Below are 20,942 nucleotides of genomic sequence, written 5' to 3' on the forward strand. Positions count from 1 at the left end.
CAAAGCGCTTGGGGGAGCGTGTGCGTCCCTTGGCATTCGGTTCAACGCTGCATGACCGCTCGCCCCTTTGCAGGACAGCTTCTAAGGAGCAGTCATGAGCTATGTGATCGACCGACGTCTCAATGGCAAGAACAAGAGCACGGTGAACCGTCAGCGCTTCCTGCGGCGTTACCGTGACCATATCAAGAAGGCTGTCGAAGAGGCGGTCAGCCGGCGTTCCATCACCGACATGGAGCACGGCGAACAGATCAGCATCCCCGGTCGCGACATCGACGAGCCGGTGCTTCATCACGGCCGTGGTGGCAAGCAGACCGTGGTGCACCCCGGCAACAAGGAATTCACCGCAGGCGAACACATCGCCCGCCCACCGGGAGGCGGCGGCGGCCGAGGACCGGGCAAGGCCGGCAACTCCGGCGAAGGCATGGATGAATTCGTCTTCCAGATCACCCAGGAAGAATTCCTCGAATTCATGTTCGAGGACCTCGAACTGCCCAACCTGGTCAAACGCAACCTGAGCGGCACCGACACCTTCAAGACTGTCCGCGCCGGGATCAGCAACGAAGGCAACCCGTCCCGGATCAACATTATTCGCACACTGCGCTCGGCCCATGCACGGCGGATCGCACTGTCCGGCAGCAGCCGCGCCAAACTGCGCGAAGCCAAGGAGGAATTGGCGCGCCTGAAACGCGAAGAACCGGACAACTTCGGCGACATCCAGGATATCGAGGCGGAAATCGAGAAACTCAGCGCGCGCATTCACCGTGTGCCGTTCCTCGACACCTTCGACCTCAAGTACAACTTGCTGATCAAGCAGCCGAACCCCAGTTCGAAAGCCGTGATGTTCTGCCTGATGGACGTTTCCGGCTCCATGACCCAGGCGACCAAGGACATCGCCAAACGTTTCTTCATCCTGCTGTACCTGTTCCTCAAGCGGAACTACGACAAGATCGATGTCGTGTTCATCCGCCACCACACCAGCGCCCGGGAAGTGGACGAAGAGGAGTTTTTCTATTCGCGGGAAACCGGCGGCACCATCGTATCCAGCGCACTGAAGCTGATGCAGGAGATCATGGCCGAGCGCTACCCGAGCAACGAATGGAACATCTACGCCGCCCAGGCTTCCGACGGCGACAACTGGAACGACGACTCGCCGATCTGCCGCGACATCCTGATCAACCAGATCATGCCGTTTGTGCAGTACTACACTTACGTGGAGATCACCCCGCGCGAACATCAGGCCCTGTGGTACGAGTACGAACGCATCGCCGAAGCCTTTTCTGACACTTTTGCCCAGCAGCAGCTGGTCTCGGCCGGAGATATCTATCCGGTCTTCCGTGAACTCTTCCAGCGCAGGTTAGTGACATGACCGCCAAAGAGCAGAAGCGCCAACCCATTTCCACCGGCTCCGAATGGACATTCGAGCTGATCCAGACCTACGACCGCGAAATTGCCCGGATCGCGGCCGGGTACGCCCTGGACACCTATCCCAACCAGATTGAAGTGATCACCGCCGAACAGATGATGGACGCCTACGCATCGGTCGGCATGCCGCTGGGCTATCACCACTGGTCCTACGGCAAACACTTCCTCAGCACCGAGAAATCCTACAGTCGCGGACAGATGGGGCTGGCCTACGAGATCGTGATCAACTCCGACCCGTGCATCGCCTACCTGATGGAAGAAAACACCATCTGCATGCAGGCGCTGGTAGTGGCCCATGCCTGCTACGGCCACAACAGCTTCTTCAAGGGCAACTACCTGTTCCGCACCTGGACGGATGCCAGCTCGATCATCGACTACCTGGTATTCGCCAAGCAGTACATCATGCAATGCGAGGAGCGCCATGGCATCGATGCGGTCGAGGACCTGCTCGACTCCTGCCATGCCCTGATGAACTACGGCGTCGATCGCTACAAACGCCCGTATCCGATTTCCGCCGAGGAAGAACGGCGCCGGCAAAAGGATCGCGAAGAGCATTTGCAGAAACAGATCAACGACCTGTGGCGCACCATCCCCAAAGGCGCAGACAAGTACAGCGACAAGGACAACGCACGCTTCCCGGCCGAGCCGCAGGAAAACATCCTGTATTTCATCGAGAAACACGCGCCATTGCTGGAGCCCTGGCAGCGGGAAATCGTGCGGATCGTGCGCAAGATTGCCCAGTATTTCTATCCACAGCGCCAGACCCAGGTGATGAACGAGGGCTGGGCGACCTTCTGGCACTACACGCTGATGAACGACCTGTACGACGAGGGTCTGGTGACCGACGGCTTTATGATGGAATTCCTGACGTCTCACACCAGCGTGGTGTTCCAGCCAGGTTTCGACAGCCCCTACTACAACGGCATCAACCCTTACGCGCTAGGCTTTGCCATGTACCGCGACATCCGGCGCATGTGCGAAGAGCCCACGGAAGAAGACTATCGCTGGTTTCCGGAAATCGCTGGCACCGACTGGCTGTCGACGATCAAGTTCGCCATGAGCAGCTTCAAGGATGAGAGCTTCATCCTGCAGTACCTGTCTCCAAAAGTGATCCGCGACCTGAAACTGTTCAGCATCCTCGATGACGACCAGAAGGACGATCTGCTGGTGCCGGCCATCCACGACGAACCCGGTTACCGGATCATCCGTGAAACACTGGCTGCGCAGTACAACCTCGGCAACCGTGAACCGAACGTGCAGATCTACAGCATCGACCGCCGCGGCGACCGCTCACTGACCCTGCGTCACCAGCAGCACGACCGCAAACCACTGGGCGACTCCACTGAAGAGGTACTCAAGCACCTGCACCGGTTGTGGGGTTTCGACATTCATCTGGAAACCCTGCAGGGCGACCAGATCATGAAAACCCACCATGTACCGCCCCGCAGTGAACACGGCGAGGGGGATTACGGTCGGCTCGATCTGGCCGTCATTCATCTTTGATCCCGTTCTGGCCTCCGAAAGTCCGGCGCAAGGGTTATCCTGTCGGGCCAACGGAGGTTTTTTATGCAGATTTACAAGGTCGGCGGCGCAGTACGTGATCGCCTGCTGGGCAAACCGGTCACCGATATCGATTGGGTGGTGGTCGGCGCCACCGCAGAAGACATGCTCGCCAAAGGGTTTCGCCCCGTAGGCGCGGATTTCCCCGTGTTCCTTCACCCGAAAAGCGGCGAGGAGTACGCCCTCGCCCGCACCGAGCGCAAGAGCGGTCGTGGTTATGGCGGCTTCACCTTTCACGCCAGCCCCGAGGTCACGCTCGAAGAAGACCTGATCCGACGCGACCTGACGATCAACGCCATGGCCGAGGACGATCAGCAAAACCTGACGGATCCCTATCACGGCCAGCGCGATCTCGACGATCGAATCCTGCGTCACGTTTCCCCCGCGTTCGCCGAAGATCCCCTGCGAGTCTTGCGTGTTGCCCGCTTTGCGGCTCGTTACGCGGAACTCGGTTTCAAGGTTGCGCCCGAGACGCTGGAACTGATGCGCGAGCTCAGCGAATCCGGCGAACTGGAGGCCCTGACCGCCGAACGCAGTTGGAAAGAGATTTCCCGTGCCCTGATGGAAAACCAGCCGCAGGTGTTCATTCAGGTACTGCGCGATTGCGGTGCTCTGAAAGTGCTGATGCCGGAGGTCGATGCATTGTTCGGCGTACCGCAACCGGAAGCCCATCACCCGGAAATCGACAGCGGCATTCACACACTGAGCGTGCTTGAGCAAGCCGCCCTGCACCAGCAACCGCTGACGGTGCGCTGGGCCTGCCTGCTGCACGACCTCGGCAAAGGACTGACCCCAAAGGAAGAATGGCCACGGCACATTGCTCATGAGCACAAGGGCCTGAAGCTGATCAAAGCGGTCAACGAGCGCTTCAAGGCACCGAAGGATTGTCAGGAATTGGCCTTGCTGGTCGGCCAGTACCACACCCACGGCCATCGCGCGCTGGAACTGAAGGCGTCGACCTTGCTGGAATTACTGCAAAGCTTTGACGTTTACCGTCGACCACAGCGTTTCGAAGAATTTATCATCGCGTGCGAGATGGATGCCCGAGGCCGCAAAGGACTTGAGCAGCGCAGTTATCCACAGGCGGATTATCTGCGAGGCGCGGCCAATGTGGCGCGGGGAGTTGCGGTTCAGCCGCTGTTGGAGAAAGGCTTCAAAGGCCCGGAACTGGGCGAGGCACTCAAGCGTGAACGGCTCAAGGCGTTGAAGGCATACAAGGAATCAGCGCCTTCTTGAGAATATCTGACGCCATCGCGAACCCGCTTGCGATGGCGTCAATCAGTTCGATAGATCTGAAGGCGTGAGCTGAGTACCGCGCCATTCAAATCCGACCGGTGCCAACACCTGATCGATCTGCGCCTCGGCCCACAACGTGGCAAAGCTTTTTCCCACACCTGGATGAACCCGATCCGGCGCAATCAGCGACAGCGGCCACAGCACAAAGGCATTTTTCAGAATCTCGGCCCGGGGCAGGATCAGCCCGTCGAAATTGCCTGTCAGCTCGCCATACAGCAAGACGTCGATATCCAGCGGCAGCCCCTTGCGATCCGGGGCATAACGACCGTTATCCGCCTCGATGAATTTCAGCCGACGATCCAGCTCCATCAGCGGCAGATCGGTAAACGCCGAGACCACGAAGTTGTAGAAAGGCCCGCTCTTGATCCCCACCGGCTGGCTTTCGAACACTGCCGAACAGCGGATATCCACCAGAAAACCGGCCAAGGCATCCAGACCTGCGCGTAAATGGGTTTCGCGCTCGATATTGCTACCGAGCCCGAGATAGACCTGAGTCAGCGACATCCGCGCTCGATCTCCACGCCCACACCACCTTTGGCGGCCGGGACAGCGCCAGGCTTGGTCAGTTTCAGACGCACCCAGGTAATCTTGAATTCGTTCATCAGCACTTCGACCAGACGCTCGGCGAAGGTCTCGACCAACTGATACTGGGATTGCTCGGCAAAGGCCTGGATCCGCGTGGAAACACTGGCGTAATCGAGCGCCAGGGTCAGGTCGTCACCGGCAGCAGCCGGACGATTATCCCAGGCGAAGCTCAGATCAAGGCGCAGGCACTGTCGGATGCCGCGCTCCCAGTCGTAGGCACCGATCACGGTGTCGACTTCCAGGCCCTCGATAAACACTCTGTCCAAGCACTTTTCTCCGCTGCACGACAAGGGCGCAATGCGCCGTTAGAATCAGGGCGTCCTCGCCCGGAATAGTTAGCATGTTTTGGTTACTGGCGATCCTCGCCTACCTGCTCGGCTCGCTGTCCTTCGCCATTTTGCTCAGCCGCCTGACCGGAAATCCGGATCCGCGAATGAGTGGCTCGGGTAATGCCGGTGCCACCAACATGCTGCGCCTGGCCGGTCGCAAACTCGCGATCCTGACCCTGCTGGGTGATCTGTGCAAAGGCCTGCTGCCGGTACTGATCGCCTCGGCAACGGGTCTTTCGCTGCAGGATCAGGCCTGGATCGGCGTCTGCGCCGTGATCGGTCACCTGTTCCCGCTGTACTTCCGTTTTCGCGGCGGCAAGGGCGTTGCCACGGCGGCCGGCATGCTGCTGGGCCTGTATCCGCCCGCCGCGCTGCTGGCCGTGTGTGCCTGGCTGCTGACGTTCTACCTGACCCGCACCAGCTCGCTGGCAGCGCTGATCGCCACGCCCCTGACCCTGCCTTTACTGGCCTGGCAGGAGCCGGAGGCGCTGCTGCCGATGAGCACGTTGACGCTGCTGATCGTCTGGCGCCACCGGGGCAATCTACGCGACCTGTTTGCCGGGCGCGAACGGCATTTTTAAATACCGCACGTGAACGCCGCTCATCACAGCGCTGACAGCTGCTCCATCGGCCAGCGCGCCTGCACGGTGATCGCCAGGCTTTCCTGCTGACCCGCCCGCAAACGCTGGCAACCGGCAAACGCAATCATTGCGCCGTTATCGGTGCAGAATTCTGGACGGGCATAGAACACATCGCCCTTCATGTCACCGAGCATTTTCTCCAGCGATACACGCAACGCCTTGTTGGCGCTGACGCCGCCAGCGATCACCAGACGCTTCATGCCGGCTTGCTTCAACGCACGCTTGCACTTGATGGTCAAAGTCTCCACCACGGCCTGCTGGAACGCCAGCGCGATGTCGCAACGGGCTTGCTCGCTGTCGTCCCCGGCGCTGACGCACTGCTGCCAGGTGTTGAGGGCAAAAGTCTTCAAGCCGCTAAAGCTGAAATCAAGACCCGGGCGATCGCACATCGGACGCGGGAACGTAAAACGCCCCGCAACGCCCTTCTCCGCCAATTTGGCGATTTCCGGACCGCCCGGGTAGTTGAGGCCCATCATCTTCGCGGTCTTGTCGAACGCTTCGCCTGCGGCGTCATCGAGTGTTTCGCCCAGCAGGCTGTATTGGCCGATGCCATCGACCTGAACCAGCTGCGTATGACCACCGGAGACCAACAAAGCGACGAACGGAAATTCCGGCGGCTTTGGCTCCAGCATCGGCGCCAGCAAGTGGCCTTCCATGTGGTGCACACCGAGGGCCGGAATGCCCCAGGCAAACGCCAGCGCCTGGGCGCACGAAGCCCCCACCAACAAGGCACCGACCAGGCCAGGACCCGCGGTGTAGGCGATGGCGTCGATCTCGGTCGGCACGCAATCGGCCTCGGCCAACACCTGACGGATCAAGGGCAGCATGCGCTTGACGTGATCGCGCGAGGCCAGCTCAGGCACCACACCGCCATAGGCACGGTGCAGGTCGATCTGACTGAACAATGCGTCGGCCAGCAGACCTCTTTCACTGTCGTATAAAGCGACGCCGGTTTCGTCGCAGGAAGTTTCTAATCCCAGTACTAGCATGGGTTTGCGCCTTGTTTAGGCTGAATTCGAAGGCGCGCATAATAGTCGCCACTGGATGCCCCGACCAGCGGTTTTCGATCAGAGGCTTTGCATTCCGAGCGTTGAGGGGTTAACATCCGCAACCCTTAAAAACCGACGTCTTCAAGTGCTCTTTTGCCGCGAGGATGTTGACCCCGGTAATGAATGAAGGTAGCTCTGGATGCCAGCCGTCAAAGTTAAAGAGAACGAACCCTTCGACGTAGCTCTGCGTCGTTTCAAGCGCTCCTGCGAAAAAGCCGGTGTACTGGCTGAAGTTCGTAGCCGCGAATTTTACGAGAAGCCAACTTCTGAGCGTAAGCGCAAGGCAGCAGCCGCTGTTAAGCGTCACGCCAAGAAAGTTCAGCGCGAACAGCGCCGCGCCGTTCGTCTGTACTAATACACAGACGATCGTAGCAAGCTTCTGCCAAGCCCGGCCCTCAGCCGGGCTTATGGCATTTGCGTAAAACGCTTGATGCTTCACCGTCGAAGCCGCACACGCGACCGAGACAAATCCGCTTCACCGCGTCAGGCCTGGCTCTTTTGCCAGCGGTGCACGTCTTTTCTGACGAGCCTTTCAAGGCTACTGACGAGCACACCCACTGATTCCTCTTACGACGATCAGCCCAAGGCACCTGCTTGCGTGCCCGTTTCATGAGCTATCCGAGGCCAGAACGGCCGCCAGCGGATTCAGCGCAACATTTTCATATAGTCGACGCCTGATGAGCACTAACGTCAGCGAGTTTTCGGCAGATACACTTCCCGACAGCGATTACGTCAACGACACTGGTCGAGCCGCATTCTTTTTTGCGTGCCTTTTACCATGATCGTCCGGCCGCCCCTCGCATCGGACCTATTACAGCGCAGACGAGAACGCCATGGCCGGGCTGATTCCCCAGAGCTTCATTGACGACCTGCTGAACCGCACCGACATCGTCGACGTGGTCAGCTCGCGCGTGCAACTGAAGAAGGCCGGCAAGAACTACACCGCCTGCTGCCCATTTCATAAAGAGAAAACCCCGTCGTTCAGCGTAAGCCCCGACAAGCAGTTCTATTACTGCTTCGGTTGCGGCGCTGGCGGCAACGCGCTGGGCTTTCTCATGGATCACGACAACCTGGACTTCCCCCAGGCGGTCGAAGATCTGGCCAAGGCTGCGGGCATGGAAATCCCGCGCGAAGAAGGGGGCCGCTCGCACAAACCGCGACAGCCGACCGATTCGCCGCTTTATCCTTTGCTCACCGCCGCCGCCGATTTTTACCGGCAAGCACTCAAGAGCCACCCGGCACGCAAGGCTGCCGTGGATTATCTCAAGGGCCGCGGATTGACCGGCGAGATTGCCCGAGACTTCGGCCTCGGCTTTGCCCCACCGGGCTGGGACAACCTGTTCAAGCACCTGAGCAGCGACACCCTGCAGCAGAAAGCCATGATCGACGCCGGCCTGCTGATCGAGAACGCCGAAACCGGCAAACGCTATGATCGTTTCCGTGATCGCGTGATGTTTCCGATCCGCGATACTCGGGGGCGCATCATTGCCTTCGGCGGCCGAGTACTCGGCGACGACAAGCCGAAATACCTGAACTCACCGGAAACCCCGGTATTCCATAAAGGCCAGGAACTCTACGGACTTTATGAAGCACGCAAGAACAACCGCAACCTCGACGAAATCATCGTCGTCGAGGGCTACATGGATGTTATCGCCCTGGCCCAGCAAGGCCTGCGCAACGCCGTCGCGACGCTGGGCACAGCCACTAGCGAAGAACACCTGAAACGTCTTTTTCGCGTAGTGCCAAACGTATTGTTCTGTTTTGACGGCGACCAGGCTGGCCGCAACGCCGCCTGGCGCGCACTGGAAGCCACGCTGAGCAGCTTGCAGGACGGCCGTCGCGCACGCTTTCTGTTCCTGCCAGAGGGTGAAGACCCGGACACCCTGATCCGAGCCGAAGGCACCGACGCCTTCCGCGCACGGATCAATCAGCACGCGCAGCCGCTGGCAGACTACTTCTTCCAGCAACTGACTGAAGAGGCCGACCCTCGTTCACTCGAAGGCAAGGCGCACATGGCCACCCTTGCCGCGCCGCTGATCGACAAGGTGCCGGGGGCCAACCTGCGTATCCTGATGCGTCAGCGCCTGACCGAAATCACCGGCCTGAGCAGCGAGACCGTCAGCCAGCTGGCCCAGAGCACACCACAGGAAGCGCCGCCCGCCTACGATCCAGGCATCGATTACGACGCAATACCGGATTACAGCGACTACCATCAGCCGCAGGCACAGGAGATGTATGTGCCGCAGCAGGAATGGACGCCGAAGAAATCCGGCGCCGGCGGCAAGAAGTGGGACAAGAAACCCTGGGACAAAAATGGCAAACGTGGCGGTGATCGCGATCAACCGCGTGCTCCACGGATACCGGCCGCCGTCGAAACACCGATCATGGCCGCTCTGCGGACGGTAATCCATCACCCGCAGCTTGCCCTGAAAGTCGAGACCGCCAGCCATTTCGCGGACGAAGACAATACCAACACCCAGCTTCTGGTGGCCTCACTGGAAGCCGTGCAAAAGAATCCTCAGCTAAACTCTTTTCAGTTGATCTCGCGATGGCATGGCACCGAACAAGGTCGACTATTGACCCGCCTGGCAGAAAAGGAGTGGTTGATCAACGGAGAAAACCTTGAACAACAGTTTTTCGACACCATAACTAGCTTGTCAGCCCGCCAGCGCGAGCGAAAGCTGGAACAACTTCTCAGGAAATCACGTCAAAGCGATTTGAGCGCCGAAGAAAAATCTTTGCTGCTCGAGTTGCTCAAACGTGATGTTCCTGCATCAAACCCGACCTCAACTGGCGCGTGAGGTCATAGCTCAGGTATAATCCTCGGCTTGTTTTTTGCCCGCCAAGACCTTCAGTGGATAGGGTGTTATGTCCGGAAAAGCGCAACAGCAGTCTCGTATTATTGAGTTGATCAAACTGGGTCGTGAGCAGAAGTATCTGACTTACGCCGAGGTCAACGACCACCTGCCCGAGGATATTTCAGATCCTGAGCAGGTGGAAGACATCATCCGCATGATTAACGACATGGGGATCCCCGTACACGAGAGTGCTCCGGATGCGGACGCCCTTATGTTGGCCGACGCCGATACCGACGAGGCCGCTGCGGAAGAAGCAGCCGCTGCGTTGGCAGCGGTGGAGACCGATATCGGTCGCACCACTGACCCAGTGCGCATGTACATGCGTGAAATGGGTACGGTCGAGCTTCTGACTCGTGAAGGCGAAATCGAAATCGCCAAGCGTATCGAAGAGGGCATCCGTGAGGTGATGAGCGCAATCGCGCACTTCCCCGGCACGGTTGACCATATTCTCTCCGAGTACACTCGGGTCACCACCGAAGGCGGTCGCCTGTCCGACGTTCTGAGCGGTTACATCGACCCGGACGATGGCATTACGCCGCCGGCCGCCGAAGTACCACCGCCGATCGACGCGAAAGCCGCGAAGGCGGACGACGATTCCGAGGACGATGACGCCGAAGCTTCCGATGACGAAGAAGAAGCCGAAAGCGGTCCGGATCCGGTCATTGCGGCCCAGCGTTTCGGCGCCGTGTCCGACCAGATGGAAGTCACCCGCAAGGCGCTGAAGAAGCACGGTCGCAACAATAAGGCAGCGATTGCCGAGCTGTTGGCACTGGCCGAGCTGTTCATGCCGATCAAACTGGTGCCGAAGCAATTCGAAGCCCTGGTCGAGCGTGTTCGCAGTGCCCTGGATCGTCTGCGTCAGCAAGAGCGCGCGATCATGCAATTGTGCGTACGTGATGCACGTATGCCACGTGCCGACTTCCTGCGCCAGTTCCCTGGTAACGAAGTCGACGAAAGCTGGTCCGACGCCCTGGCCAAAGGCAAGAGCAAGTACGCCGAAGCCATTGCCCGCGTGCAACCGGACATCATTCGTTGCCAGCAGAAGCTGACCGCGCTGGAAACCGAAACCGGTTTGACCATCGCCGAGATCAAGGACATCAACCGTCGCATGTCGATCGGTGAGGCGAAAGCCCGCCGCGCGAAGAAAGAGATGGTTGAAGCGAACTTGCGTCTGGTGATCTCCATCGCCAAGAAGTACACCAACCGCGGTCTGCAATTCCTCGATCTGATCCAGGAAGGCAACATCGGTCTGATGAAAGCGGTGGACAAGTTCGAATACCGTCGCGGTTACAAGTTCTCGACTTATGCCACCTGGTGGATCCGTCAGGCGATCACTCGCTCGATCGCCGACCAGGCCCGCACCATCCGTATTCCGGTGCACATGATCGAGACGATCAACAAGCTCAACCGCATTTCCCGGCAGATGCTGCAGGAAATGGGTCGCGAACCGACCCCGGAAGAGCTGGGTGAGCGCATGGAGATGCCTGAGGACAAGATCCGCAAGGTATTGAAGATCGCCAAAGAGCCGATCTCCATGGAAACCCCGATCGGTGATGACGAAGACTCCCATCTGGGTGACTTCATCGAAGACTCGACCATGCAGTCGCCAATCGATGTCGCCACTGTTGAGAGCCTGAAAGAAGCGACTCGCGAAGTACTGTCCGGCCTTACTGCCCGTGAAGCCAAGGTACTGCGCATGCGTTTCGGTATCGACATGAATACCGACCACACGCTCGAAGAAGTCGGCAAACAGTTTGACGTGACCCGTGAGCGGATCCGTCAGATCGAAGCCAAGGCACTGCGCAAGCTGCGCCACCCGACGCGAAGCGAGCATCTGCGCTCCTTCCTCGACGAGTGACACCAGAACCCCCGGCCCAGGCCGGGGGTTTTGTTTATAGGGCAGATTAAATACCTCGCTCCGCCCTTCCCTCGCGCACAGCCCGTCTACACTCGAAACATTCCCCCGAGCCATAACGAGACCGTTATGCCCAGACTGGCGTCCGTGCTTTTTTTGCTGTCACTGATGATCTGGACCGCAACGGCTGACGCGCTGACTCTGACCGATGAAGAACGTAGCTGGCTGGCGGCTCACCCGGACTTGCGCCTGGGTGTTGATGCATCGTGGCCGCCATTCGAGTTTCGGGACGACCAGAACCGTTATCAGGGGCTCGCGGCGGACTATATCGACGTGATCCGTCAGCGCCTGGCGATCAAACTGACGCCGATCGAGCCTGTAAGCTGGACGGTGGTGCTCGAACAGGCCAAAAACGGCACCATCGATCTGCTGCCGGGCATCATGTCCACCCCGGAACGCCAGAACTACCTGGCTTTCACCCGCCCCTATCTCGACTTTCCGATCGTCATCCTCGCCCACGTCGGCGGCCCGCAACCACGCAAGATAGAGGATCTGTACGGTCTGAAAATCGCCGTTGTCGAAAACTATGCCCCTCACGAACTGCTGCGCACCCATCATCCGGACCTGAATCTGGTCGCCATGCCCAATGTCAGCTCGGCCCTGCAGGCCTTGGCCACCGACGAAGTGGACGCCGTGGTCGGCGATCTGGCCTCCAGCGTCTGGAGCCTGCGCCAGCTCAAGCTCGACGGACTGTATGTCAGCGGCGAAACCCCCTATCGCTATCAACTGGCTATGGGGGTGCCCCGGGACAAGAAAATGCTGGTGAGCATCCTGGATAAAGTCCTGGCCGACATGTCCCCGGAAGAAATCAGCAGCATTCAGGAGCACTGGGTAGGCAATGTCCTCGATCATCGGACATTCTGGTCGGATCTGCTGGTCTACGGCTTACCAGGACTATTGCTGCTGGTGATCATCCTGGCGGTGGTGATCCGCATCAACCGTCGCTTGAGTTCGGAAATCGCCCGGCGCATCGACCTCGAACAGGAACTGCGCAGCAGCGAATACCACTATCGCGGACTGGTGGAGAGCTTGTCGGCCATCGCCTGGGAGGCACGGATCAGCGATTTCACCTACAGCTATGTTTCGCCCCATGCCGAGGATCTGCTCGGTTATCCACTGTCGCACTGGCTGATTCCGGGCTTCTGGCGCAACATCATCCACCCGGCAGACCTGACACGCGCACAAAGCTTCTGCGATCACGAAGTCCTCGCCGGGCGCGATCACAGCCTCGATTATCGGGTGATCACCGCTGACGGCCGTTGCTTGTGGGTCCGCGACATCGTCAGCTTGATCGAACACGGCCACGAGCCAGTGATGCGCGGCCTGATGATCGACATCAGCGAAACCAAGCGCACCGAAGAAGCACTGCGGCTGTCGGAGCAGAAGTTCGCCTCGGTGTTCCAGCAATGCCCGGACATTCTGGTGATTGCGCGGCTGTCCGACGGCTGTCTGCTGGAGGTCAACGAGGCCTTTGAAGAGCAGATCGGGCTAAGGGCCGAAGAAGTCATCGGCCAGACCGCCACCGAACTCAACATCTGGGGCATACCCGGAGTCGGGCCGGGGCTGCTTCAGCGGCTGCAGGCCGGCAGCATCCGCAACCTGGAGATGCCCTTTCGTCGTAACAATGGCCAGGTGTTCACCGGGCTGATTTCCGCCGAACCGTTCGAGCTCGACACTACACCGGCACTGGTCGTGGTGGTGCGCGACATTTCTCAGCTCAAGGAAACCCAACAGCAACTGCAAACCTCCGAAGAGAAATTCGCCAAGGCCTTCCACGCCTCACCGGACGGGCTGCTGCTGTCGCGCCAGAGCGATGGCCTGCTGCTGGAAGTCAACGAAGGTTTCAGCCGCATCACCGGTTTCAACAGCGCCATGTCGGTGGATCGCTCGGCACTGGATCTGGGAATCTGGGTCAACCTCAACGAACGCAAACAGATGCTTGATCTGCTCCACCGCGATGGCTTCGTTCGCGATTTCACCTGCCACATCCGCCGCAGCGATGGGCAGATCCGCCTCTGCGAGGTGTCCAGCCGCCCGCTGCCGATCGGCGACGAAGACTGCATGCTGACCATCGCCCGGGACATCACCGAGCGCCACCTGATGCAGGAAAAACTTCAACAGGCTGCAACCGTGTTCGAGAGCACTGCAGAAGGCGTATTGATCACCGACACTCAGCAGCACATCAGTGCGGTGAACCGTGCGTTCACCGAAATCACCGGTTACAGCGAAAGCGAGGCGCTCGGTCATACCCCGCGCCTGCTGGCTTCCGGGCTGCACGACAGCGCATTCTATGCAGCGATGTGGCATCAGTTGACGGACGAGGGCCACTGGCAAGGCGAGATTTCCAACCGGCGCAAAAATGGCGAGTTGTACCCGAGCTGGCTGACCATCAGCGCCGTACGTAATCGCGACAAGTTCATCACCCACTTCGTCGCAGTGTTCGCCGACATCTCCAGTCTCAAGCACGCCCAGGCCAAGCTCGACTACCAGGCCCACCATGACCCGCTGACCGGCCTGCCAAACCGCACGCTGTTCGAAAGCCGTCTGCAGATGGCGCTAAACAGCCAGCAGGAAAACGGCAGCCTGGGCGCGGTGTTGTTCCTCGACCTGGACCGTTTCAAGCACATCAACGACAGCCTCGGCCACCCGGTTGGCGACCTGCTGCTCAAGGGCATCGCCGTACGCCTCAAGGAACAGTTGCGCGATATCGACACCGTGGCGCGGCTGGGTGGCGACGAATTCATCATTCTGCTGCCGGGGCTGCAACAGGCCGGTGATGCCGACAACATTGCCACCAAACTGCTGAACTGTTTCGGCGCGCCGTTCCAGGCCGGCGAACATGAGTTTTTCATCAGCGCCAGTATCGGTACCAGCCTCTATCCCCGTGACGGCTGCGATGTCGCCACCTTGATCAAGAACGCCGACGCAGCGATGTACCGCTCCAAAGCCAAGGGCCGCAACCGCGTCGAAAGTTACACCCGTGACCTTACCGCCCAGGCCAGCGAACGGGTAGCACTGGAACATGAACTGCGCCGCGCCATTGAGCGCGATGAGTTGTACCTCTACTACCAACCGAAAATCAGCCTCGACGATCACTCTCTGGTCGGTGCCGAAGCCCTGATCCGCTGGCGTCACCCGACCTTCGGCGACGTGCCTCCGGAGCATTTCATTCCGCTGGCGGAAGAGAACGGCATGATTCTGCAAATCGGCGACTGGGTGCTCGAAACCGCCTGCCGGCAGATGTTTGAGTGGAGCCAGATCTACGAGTCCCTGGGACCGCTTTCGGTCAACCTCGCCGGCGCACAACTGCGCCAGCCGAACCTGTTGGGACGCATCGAACAACTACTCAAGGACAACCGCCTCAGGCCGGATTTACTGCAACTGGAAATTACCGAAAACTTCATCATGAGCCAGGCCGAAGAAGCGCTGGCGGTGCTGCACCAACTCAAACACCTCGGCGTGCAACTGGCCATCGACGACTTCGGCACCGGTTATTCCTCGCTGAGTTACCTCAAACGCCTGCCGTTGGACATCCTCAAGATCGACCAGTCTTTCGTCCGCGGCCTGCCCGACGACCCGCACGACGCGGCGATTGTCCGCGCCATCATCGCTCTGGGCCGCAGCATGCAATTCACCGTGATCGCCGAAGGCGTGGAAACCCAGGCCCAACAACAATTCCTTGCCGCCGAAGGCTGCGAACAGATCCAGGGTTACATCGTCAGCCTGCCGCTGCCACCCGAAGAATTCGCCGCGACGTTTCTTCGTATAGCCGTATCAGATTTTTCGGATAGCACAGCCGAGAAACCGTCGCTATAATCCGCGGCCTACTGAGGGCCTATAGCTCAGTTGGTTAGAGCAGAGGACTCATAATCCTTTGGTCCACGGTTCAAGTCCGTGTGGGCCCACCAAACATGAAAAGCCGCGCATATGTGCGGCTTTTTCGTATCTGCGTTTCCCCCCCTCACTCAGACAACGCATGGGCGATGGCACAATTTCCAGAATCCGGAGATTGTCGCGCCCCACCACTCAATGCCGCAGCTCCCGCCACGATCTCATTGCGCAGGATCATATAACTCGCCTGTTTGTTGCCGGCGTTGTCCATGTGATCGCATATCTCTTTGGTTCAGATCGCCGAAACAATGTACCGAAAAGTTAACTATCACAAGTTACCGCGGCCCTACATTCTTCAGTCAAAAAAAACCAAGAATTGACAGCTAATAGATTAGAAATGTAGGATGCAAACGCTAACAACAATGGTTAGCATTTAGAAAATGGAGCTATTAAAATGGAAATGAAAACTGCTGCTGGCATTGCTGCACTCATGCTTGGCGCCTCGGTCATGAATGCACAGGCCACCCAAACTAATGACGCCGCAAGTTCGGGCAGCGAACCTTTGACAACAGTCATGGGTAAGAAAACCGTCGCATCGGGCACTACAGCCATGATTGGAATCATGTGCTCTGATGGTCGCATTGTGTTCTCCAAGCCTCGCTGCAACTAAGTAAACTCCCAGGTTGCAGCATTGCTGCCCTGGGTTTTTCATGTCGATCAGAGAAGCAATATGGACAATGCAACAATCGATTTTTATCTCAAGGATGAACAGGGAGCCGTTTTGGGCTTGATCGCCCCCTCGACTTTTTTTGCCGAAACAGATAGCGGCTTGTTGATTGATGGCCCTAAAAACACAGTCAGAATCAATCAACGATCAATTGCCGGTCTTGCAAAAGGCTTGGCCGAAGCTGGCTCACTTGCGACCGGCACTCTCGAAGAACTGGCCCAAGTCCATGCTTTATTAGAAAACCCGGCAACGAGCAGAACGACTAGTTACTTTCTGTGCGGGACATCGTCTTGCAGCGCAATCATCGAAGACACAAACACCATCGAGAAAAGTACCGCACTGGTTGTTGGCTGCGGAGGGATCGGTAGCGTGACTGCCATGGTGCTGGCGGGTTGCGGCATCAAAAAATTTATATTGGTGGACGCCGACGCCATTGAGGAGAGTAACCTTAATCGGCAGCTGTTCTGGACGCGGGCAGATATAGGCCAGCCCAAAGTCTCGACGTTGAAGAACGCCATTGAAGCGCGCTTTCTGAATACAACAATCGAGACACTGGCGATAGAAGCGGACAAATTCGCTATCGAAAACCTGCAGCGTCAATACGACGCCAACATCATTATCATCACCGCGGATAATCCGTCTTCCCTGGCTGAAGAGGCGGCAGGCATTGCTCAGGCAACTGGAGTTCCTGTTGTGAGTGGAGGCTACAACCATTCCAACTGTAAGGTTTACCTGCACTCCGGTGAATATGTTGAAACCTTATCTGCCACGACCGAAATCACACCCTGGCAGCGGCTCCCACACTCGATCATGCCCAGTTTCGGCCCGCTAAATGTAAATATGGCATCGCTGTTGGCTTCCGGATCTATTGCAATGCTAGCCAAACGAAGTTTCGAGTCGAACAAAGATCACACTATCGAATGGGACGCTTGCCACTTTCCTTTAAACTTCCAAACTGAAATTTATTGACCGGTCAATATTGGATAAATAAATGAGCTGCATTTTCTGCGATATCGCATCAGGCAAGGCACCCGCACACGTAATCTGGGAAAGTGAAAGCCATCTGGCATTTCTGTCAATATTTCCCAACACCCCAGGGTTCACCGTGGTCATTCCTAAAGCACACGCGTCCAGTTACGCGTTTGCACAGTCAGATCAGGCACTCACTGAGTTGACTCTGGCTGCGAAAGCCGTTGCTTTATTACTCGATAGTGCCCTTCCAGATGTTGCACGCACAGGAATGATGTTTGAGGGTTACGGTGTGGATCATCTTCACGCAAAACTGTTCCCGATGCACGGCACCGGCAATAGCAGCGAATTCAAACCTATCAGTTCAAACATCGATAAATATTTTACTCGCTATGAGGGATATATCTCATCGCATGACTGGAAGCGTGCCGATGATCAGGAATTGGCCGAACTTGCGAAAAAAATCAGAGATCACGCATCTCAGTAACTTACTCAACGATTTGCATCGTGTTGCCGGGCTCGATATTGGCAATAGTCGCCCGCCCTCTCCAATGGACAGGAGGTTTGATAGATGCGCTAATTGACCGATTCGCATACGTCGAAGCACGTAGGCAGGCCAATTCCGAGAGACCCCATGTCCAAAATCGCCTCCACAGGTCTTGATGAAATCGACCGCCAGCTAATCGCTGCCCTGCAAATCAATGCCCGCGAGAGCGTGGCGATGCTGGCCCGGCAATTGGGGATCGCCCGCACGACCGTGACTTCGCGGCTGGCGCGGCTGGAAAAGGCCAAAGTCATCACCGGTTATGGCGTGCGCCTGGGCCAACGCGTAGTGGATGGCGGGTTACAGGCATATGTCGGGATCAAGGTGCAGCCACGCTCCGGCAAAGAGGTGTTGCGGCGGCTGAGTGCGATGGCCCAGGTGCAGCAATTGTGCGCGGTGAGTGGCGAGTTTGATTATGTGGCGTGGCTGCGAACCGACTCGCCGGAGCAACTGGATCAATTACTGGATCAGATCGGCAGCGTAGACGGTGTCGAGAAGACCACGACCTCGATCATCCTCAGCAGCAAAATTGATCGCGGGCATCCAGTCTGATCAAAAACCTCGTCACATAGCAGCATCCATGTTCAAAACGACGACACTTTGCGTCTTATTAACGTGTTCTACGCTCCCTAGAATGGCTGGCATCTTTTCCTATACTCAGACGCGCATCCCGCGTCGGGTCGCCAGCAAGGTCAGCCATGAACAAGAACAATCGCCATCCTGCAGACGGTAAGAAACCGATCACCATTTTCGGCCCGGACTTTCCTTTCGCCTTCGACGACTGGATCGAGCACCCGGCTGGTCTGGGCAGCATTCCCGAGCACAACCACGGTGCCGAGGTGGCGATTGTCGGTGCCGGTATTGCAGGTCTGGTGGCCGCTTACGAGCTGATGAAACTCGGCTTGAAACCGGTCGTTTATGAGGCCTCGAAGCTTGGCGGTCGTTTGCGCTCCCAGGCGTTCAACGGTACTGACGGCATCGTCGCCGAGCTCGGCGGCATGCGCTTCCCGGTGTCCTCCACCGCGTTCTATCACTACGTCGACAAGCTCGGCCTGGAAACCAAGCCCTTCCCCAACCCGCTGACACCGGCTTCCGGCAGCACCGTGATCGACCTGGAAGGCAAAACCCATTACGCACAGAGCCTGAAAGATCTTCCTGCACTGTTCCAGGAAGTGGCTGACGCCTGGGCTGACGCTCTGGAGGCCGGTTCGCAGTTCGCCGACATCCAGCAAGCGATCCGTGACCGCGACGTGCCACGCCTCAAAGAGCTGTGGAACACCTTGGTGCCACTGTGGGACGACCGCACGTTCTACGACTTTGTCGCCACGTCGAAAGCCTTCGCCAAACTGTCGTTCCATCACCGCGAAGTGTTCGGCCAGGTCGGTTTTGGTACCGGCGGCTGGGACTCGGACTTCCCCAACTCGATGCTGGAAATTTTCCGTGTGGTGATGACCAACTGCGACGATCACCAGCACCTGGTGGTCGGCGGTGTCGAACAAGTGCCGCAGGGCATCTGGCGTCATGCGCCGGAGCGCTGCGTACACTGGCCACAAGGCACCAGCCTCAAGTCGTTGCACCACGGCGCACCGCGCTCCGGGGTGAAGAAAATCGCCCACGCGCCTGACGGACGTTTCGCGGTCACCGACAACAACGGCGACACCCGCGAATACGCCGCCGTGCTGACCACCTGCCAGAGCTGGCTGCTGACCACTCAGATCGAATGTGATGAAACGCTGTTCTCGCAAAAAATGTGGATGGCCCTCGACCGCACTCGCTACATGCAATCGTCGAAGACCTTCGTGATGGTCGACCGCCCGTTCTGGAAGGACAAGGACCCGGAAACCGGCCGTGACCTGATGAGTATGACCCTCACCGATCGCCTGACCCGTGGCACCTACCTGTTCGACAACGGCGACGACAAACCGGGCGTGATCTGCCTGTCGTACTCGTGGATGAGCGACGCACTGAAGATGCTTCCGCACCCGGTGGAAAAACGCGTGAAACTGGCGCTGGATGCCTTGAAGAAGATCTACCCTAAAGTCGACATCGCCGCGCGGATCATCGGCGATCCGATCACCGTGTCGTGGGAAGCCGACCCGCATTTCCTCGGTGCATTCAAGGGCGCCCTGCCCGGCCACTATCGCTACAACCAGCGCATGTACGCGCACTTCATGCAGGACGATATGCCTGCGGAGCAGCGCGGGATTTTCATCGCTGGCGACGACGTGTCATGGACGCCGGCCTGGGTCGAAGGCGCGGTACAGACTTCGCTCAACGCGGTGTGGGGAATCATGAAGCACTTTGGCGGGTCCACACATACAGAGAACCCTGGTCCGGGTGATGTGTTCAACGACATCGGCCCGATCGCCCTGCCCGAGTAAGAGGAATCCCTGATGCGTGTAGCCCTTTATCAATGTCCACCGCTACCTCTGGAACCCGCCGCCAACTTGCAGCGCCTGCAACAACTGGCGATGGAGGCCAAAGGCGCCGACCTGCTGGTGGTACCGGAGATGTTCCTGACCGGCTACAACATCGGCAAGGAGGCGGTCGCGACATTGGCCGAGGTCTACAACGGTGAGTGGGCGCAGCAAGTCGGACGGATCGCCAAGGCTGCCGGCCTGGCGATCCTCTACGGTTACCCCGAGCGCACGGCGGATGGGCAGATCTACAACGCTGTGCAACTGATCGATTCAAGCGGCGAGCGCCTGTGCAATTACCGCAAGACGCATCTGTTCGGTGATCTGGATCGTTCGATGTTCAGCCCCGGCGATGGCGAGTTTCCCATCGTCGAACTCAACGGCTGGAAGCTCGGATTTCTGATCTGCTATGACCTGGAGTTCCCGGAAAACGCCCGACGCCTTGCCCTTGAAGGTGCCGAGCTGATCCTGGTGCCGACGGCGAACATGATTCCTTTTGATTTCATTGCCGACGTTTCCGTGCGCTCCCGGGCTTTCGAAAACCAGTGCTACGTGGCTTACGCCAACTACTGCGGCCACGAAGGCGACATCCATTACTGCGGACAAAGCAGCATTGCCGCGCCGGATGGCAGCCGCATCGCCCAGGCCGGACTGGATGAAGCCTTGATCGTCGGTGAGCTGAATCGCCAGTTGATGGTCGACTCCCGCAGCGCCAACCGCTACTTCAACGACCGCCGTCCCGAACTTTACGACGCGCTCAACAAGCGCTAATCCGCTAGCATTGGCACTTCACTGTTCT

Annotated in this window: 18 protein-coding genes and 1 tRNA gene; 15 read left to right on the forward strand and 4 right to left on the reverse strand. The window is 58.4% G+C overall.

What is annotated here, in order from left to right:
- Positions 1-94 precede the first annotated feature (94 nt).
- The 3 genes from JJN09_RS20330 (at position 95) to JJN09_RS20340 (ending at position 4,218) form a co-directional block, all read left to right on the forward strand.
- The gene (locus JJN09_RS20330; protein ID WP_249483318.1) at positions 95-1,366 is read left to right on the forward strand and encodes a YeaH/YhbH family protein; all 1,272 of its coding nucleotides are present in this window, start codon (positions 95-97) and stop codon (positions 1,364-1,366) included.
- On the forward strand, positions 1,363-2,925 hold the full coding sequence (locus JJN09_RS20335; protein ID WP_249483320.1) for a SpoVR family protein: 1,563 nt from the start codon (positions 1,363-1,365) through the stop codon (positions 2,923-2,925). Before JJN09_RS20330 ends, JJN09_RS20335 begins: the two co-directional genes overlap by 4 nt.
- A 63-nt stretch (positions 2,926-2,988) precedes the next feature.
- Positions 2,989-4,218, forward strand: a complete 1,230-nt coding sequence (locus tag JJN09_RS20340; protein WP_249483321.1) for a multifunctional CCA addition/repair protein — start codon at positions 2,989-2,991, stop codon at positions 4,216-4,218.
- 42 nt (positions 4,219-4,260) lie between these two features.
- Here the strand turns inward: JJN09_RS20340 and folK are convergent, their stop codons facing one another.
- Together folK and folB are read right to left on the reverse strand one after the other, a co-directional pair.
- Positions 4,261-4,782, reverse strand: a complete 522-nt coding sequence (gene folK, locus JJN09_RS20345) for a 2-amino-4-hydroxy-6-hydroxymethyldihydropteridine diphosphokinase (protein WP_249483322.1) — start codon at positions 4,780-4,782, stop codon at positions 4,261-4,263.
- Positions 4,773-5,129, reverse strand: a complete 357-nt coding sequence (gene folB / locus JJN09_RS20350; protein WP_011336216.1) for a dihydroneopterin aldolase — start codon at positions 5,127-5,129, stop codon at positions 4,773-4,775. The genes folK and folB overlap by 10 nt, the downstream gene beginning before the upstream one ends.
- Before the next feature lie 74 nt (positions 5,130-5,203).
- On the opposite strand from folB, the gene plsY reads away from it, so the two are divergent.
- On the forward strand, positions 5,204-5,773 hold the full coding sequence (plsY, locus tag JJN09_RS20355; RefSeq protein WP_249483323.1) for a glycerol-3-phosphate 1-O-acyltransferase PlsY: 570 nt from the start codon (positions 5,204-5,206) through the stop codon (positions 5,771-5,773).
- Positions 5,774-5,796: 23 nt separating this feature from the next.
- Here plsY and tsaD read toward each other — a convergent pair whose 3' ends face one another.
- Positions 5,797-6,822, reverse strand: a complete 1,026-nt coding sequence (gene tsaD / locus JJN09_RS20360; protein ID WP_249483324.1) for a tRNA (adenosine(37)-N6)-threonylcarbamoyltransferase complex transferase subunit TsaD — start codon at positions 6,820-6,822, stop codon at positions 5,797-5,799.
- A gap of 199 nt (positions 6,823-7,021) precedes the next feature.
- Here tsaD and rpsU point away from each other — a divergent pair, with 199 nt between their 5' ends.
- From rpsU to JJN09_RS20385, 5 genes are all read left to right on the forward strand, one after another.
- Complete coding sequence (rpsU, locus tag JJN09_RS20365; RefSeq protein ID WP_002551877.1) at positions 7,022-7,237, forward strand: 30S ribosomal protein S21; 216 nt, start codon at positions 7,022-7,024, stop codon at positions 7,235-7,237.
- A 478-nt stretch (positions 7,238-7,715) separates the two neighbouring features.
- Positions 7,716-9,683 (forward strand): DNA primase, encoded by a 1,968-nt coding sequence (gene dnaG / locus JJN09_RS20370; RefSeq protein ID WP_249483325.1) that lies wholly within the window; start codon positions 7,716-7,718, stop codon positions 9,681-9,683.
- A 67-nt stretch (positions 9,684-9,750) separates the two neighbouring features.
- Positions 9,751-11,598, forward strand: coding sequence for an RNA polymerase sigma factor RpoD (gene rpoD, locus JJN09_RS20375; protein ID WP_249483326.1), 1,848 nt, complete (start codon positions 9,751-9,753; stop codon positions 11,596-11,598).
- 126 nt (positions 11,599-11,724) lie between these two features.
- Positions 11,725-15,471 carry a bifunctional diguanylate cyclase/phosphodiesterase gene (locus tag JJN09_RS20380; RefSeq protein WP_249483328.1) on the forward strand — a complete coding sequence of 1,249 codons (3,747 nt, stop codon included), beginning with the start codon at positions 11,725-11,727 and terminating at the stop codon, positions 15,469-15,471.
- A 15-nt stretch (positions 15,472-15,486) separates the two neighbouring features.
- A tRNA-Ile gene (locus JJN09_RS20385) sits at positions 15,487-15,563 on the forward strand.
- Between the two features lie 53 nt (positions 15,564-15,616).
- Here JJN09_RS20385 and JJN09_RS20390 read toward each other — a convergent pair.
- The gene (locus JJN09_RS20390) at positions 15,617-15,757 is read right to left on the reverse strand and encodes a hypothetical protein (RefSeq protein ID WP_249483330.1); all 141 of its coding nucleotides are present in this window, start codon (positions 15,755-15,757) and stop codon (positions 15,617-15,619) included.
- Positions 15,758-15,940: 183 nt separating this feature from the next.
- Between JJN09_RS20390 and JJN09_RS20395 the strand changes: the two genes are divergently transcribed.
- The 6 genes from JJN09_RS20395 (at position 15,941) to JJN09_RS20420 (ending at position 20,914) form a co-directional block, all read left to right on the forward strand.
- The gene (locus tag JJN09_RS20395; RefSeq protein ID WP_249483332.1) at positions 15,941-16,156 is read left to right on the forward strand and encodes a hypothetical protein; all 216 of its coding nucleotides are present in this window, start codon (positions 15,941-15,943) and stop codon (positions 16,154-16,156) included.
- 60 nt (positions 16,157-16,216) lie between these two features.
- Positions 16,217-17,182, forward strand: a complete 966-nt coding sequence (locus JJN09_RS20400) for a ThiF family adenylyltransferase (RefSeq protein WP_249483334.1) — start codon at positions 16,217-16,219, stop codon at positions 17,180-17,182.
- Between the two features lie 22 nt (positions 17,183-17,204).
- On the forward strand, positions 17,205-17,669 hold the full coding sequence (locus tag JJN09_RS20405; RefSeq protein ID WP_249483336.1) for an HIT family protein: 465 nt from the start codon (positions 17,205-17,207) through the stop codon (positions 17,667-17,669).
- Between the two features lie 147 nt (positions 17,670-17,816).
- A complete protein-coding gene (locus tag JJN09_RS20410; RefSeq protein WP_221616017.1) occupies positions 17,817-18,278 on the forward strand; it encodes an Lrp/AsnC family transcriptional regulator in 462 nt (153 codons plus the stop codon).
- Positions 18,279-18,424: 146 nt separating this feature from the next.
- Positions 18,425-20,107, forward strand: coding sequence for an NAD(P)/FAD-dependent oxidoreductase (locus JJN09_RS20415; protein WP_249483337.1), 1,683 nt, complete (start codon positions 18,425-18,427; stop codon positions 20,105-20,107).
- A 12-nt stretch (positions 20,108-20,119) separates the two neighbouring features.
- On the forward strand, positions 20,120-20,914 hold the full coding sequence (locus JJN09_RS20420) for a carbon-nitrogen hydrolase family protein (protein ID WP_249483339.1): 795 nt from the start codon (positions 20,120-20,122) through the stop codon (positions 20,912-20,914).
- Positions 20,915-20,942 lie beyond the last annotated feature (28 nt).

Origin of the sequence: Pseudomonas sp. HS6, assembly GCF_023375815.1 — a bacterium.
Taxonomy (GTDB): domain Bacteria; phylum Pseudomonadota; class Gammaproteobacteria; order Pseudomonadales; family Pseudomonadaceae; genus Aquipseudomonas.

Coding starts and splice junctions, on each gene's coding strand:
- JJN09_RS20330 (WP_249483318.1), top strand. CDS start 95: ATGAGCTATGTGATCGACCGACGTCTCAATGGCAAGAACAAGAGCACG.
- JJN09_RS20335 (WP_249483320.1), top strand. CDS start 1,363: ATGACCGCCAAAGAGCAGAAGCGCCAACCCATTTCCACCGGCTCCGAA.
- JJN09_RS20340 (WP_249483321.1), top strand. CDS start 2,989: ATGCAGATTTACAAGGTCGGCGGCGCAGTACGTGATCGCCTGCTGGGC.
- folK (WP_249483322.1), bottom strand. CDS start 4,782: ATGTCGCTGACTCAGGTCTATCTCGGGCTCGGTAGCAATATCGAGCGC.
- plsY (WP_249483323.1), top strand. CDS start 5,204: ATGTTTTGGTTACTGGCGATCCTCGCCTACCTGCTCGGCTCGCTGTCC.
- tsaD (WP_249483324.1), bottom strand. CDS start 6,822: ATGCTAGTACTGGGATTAGAAACTTCCTGCGACGAAACCGGCGTCGCT.
- rpsU (WP_002551877.1), top strand. CDS start 7,022: ATGCCAGCCGTCAAAGTTAAAGAGAACGAACCCTTCGACGTAGCTCTG.
- dnaG (WP_249483325.1), top strand. CDS start 7,716: ATGGCCGGGCTGATTCCCCAGAGCTTCATTGACGACCTGCTGAACCGC.
- rpoD (WP_249483326.1), top strand. CDS start 9,751: ATGTCCGGAAAAGCGCAACAGCAGTCTCGTATTATTGAGTTGATCAAA.
- JJN09_RS20380 (WP_249483328.1), top strand. CDS start 11,725: ATGCCCAGACTGGCGTCCGTGCTTTTTTTGCTGTCACTGATGATCTGG.
- JJN09_RS20390 (WP_249483330.1), bottom strand. CDS start 15,757: ATGGACAACGCCGGCAACAAACAGGCGAGTTATATGATCCTGCGCAAT.
- JJN09_RS20395 (WP_249483332.1), top strand. CDS start 15,941: ATGGAAATGAAAACTGCTGCTGGCATTGCTGCACTCATGCTTGGCGCC.
- JJN09_RS20400 (WP_249483334.1), top strand. CDS start 16,217: ATGGACAATGCAACAATCGATTTTTATCTCAAGGATGAACAGGGAGCC.
- JJN09_RS20405 (WP_249483336.1), top strand. CDS start 17,205: ATGAGCTGCATTTTCTGCGATATCGCATCAGGCAAGGCACCCGCACAC.
- JJN09_RS20410 (WP_221616017.1), top strand. CDS start 17,817: ATGTCCAAAATCGCCTCCACAGGTCTTGATGAAATCGACCGCCAGCTA.
- JJN09_RS20415 (WP_249483337.1), top strand. CDS start 18,425: ATGAACAAGAACAATCGCCATCCTGCAGACGGTAAGAAACCGATCACC.
- JJN09_RS20420 (WP_249483339.1), top strand. CDS start 20,120: ATGCGTGTAGCCCTTTATCAATGTCCACCGCTACCTCTGGAACCCGCC.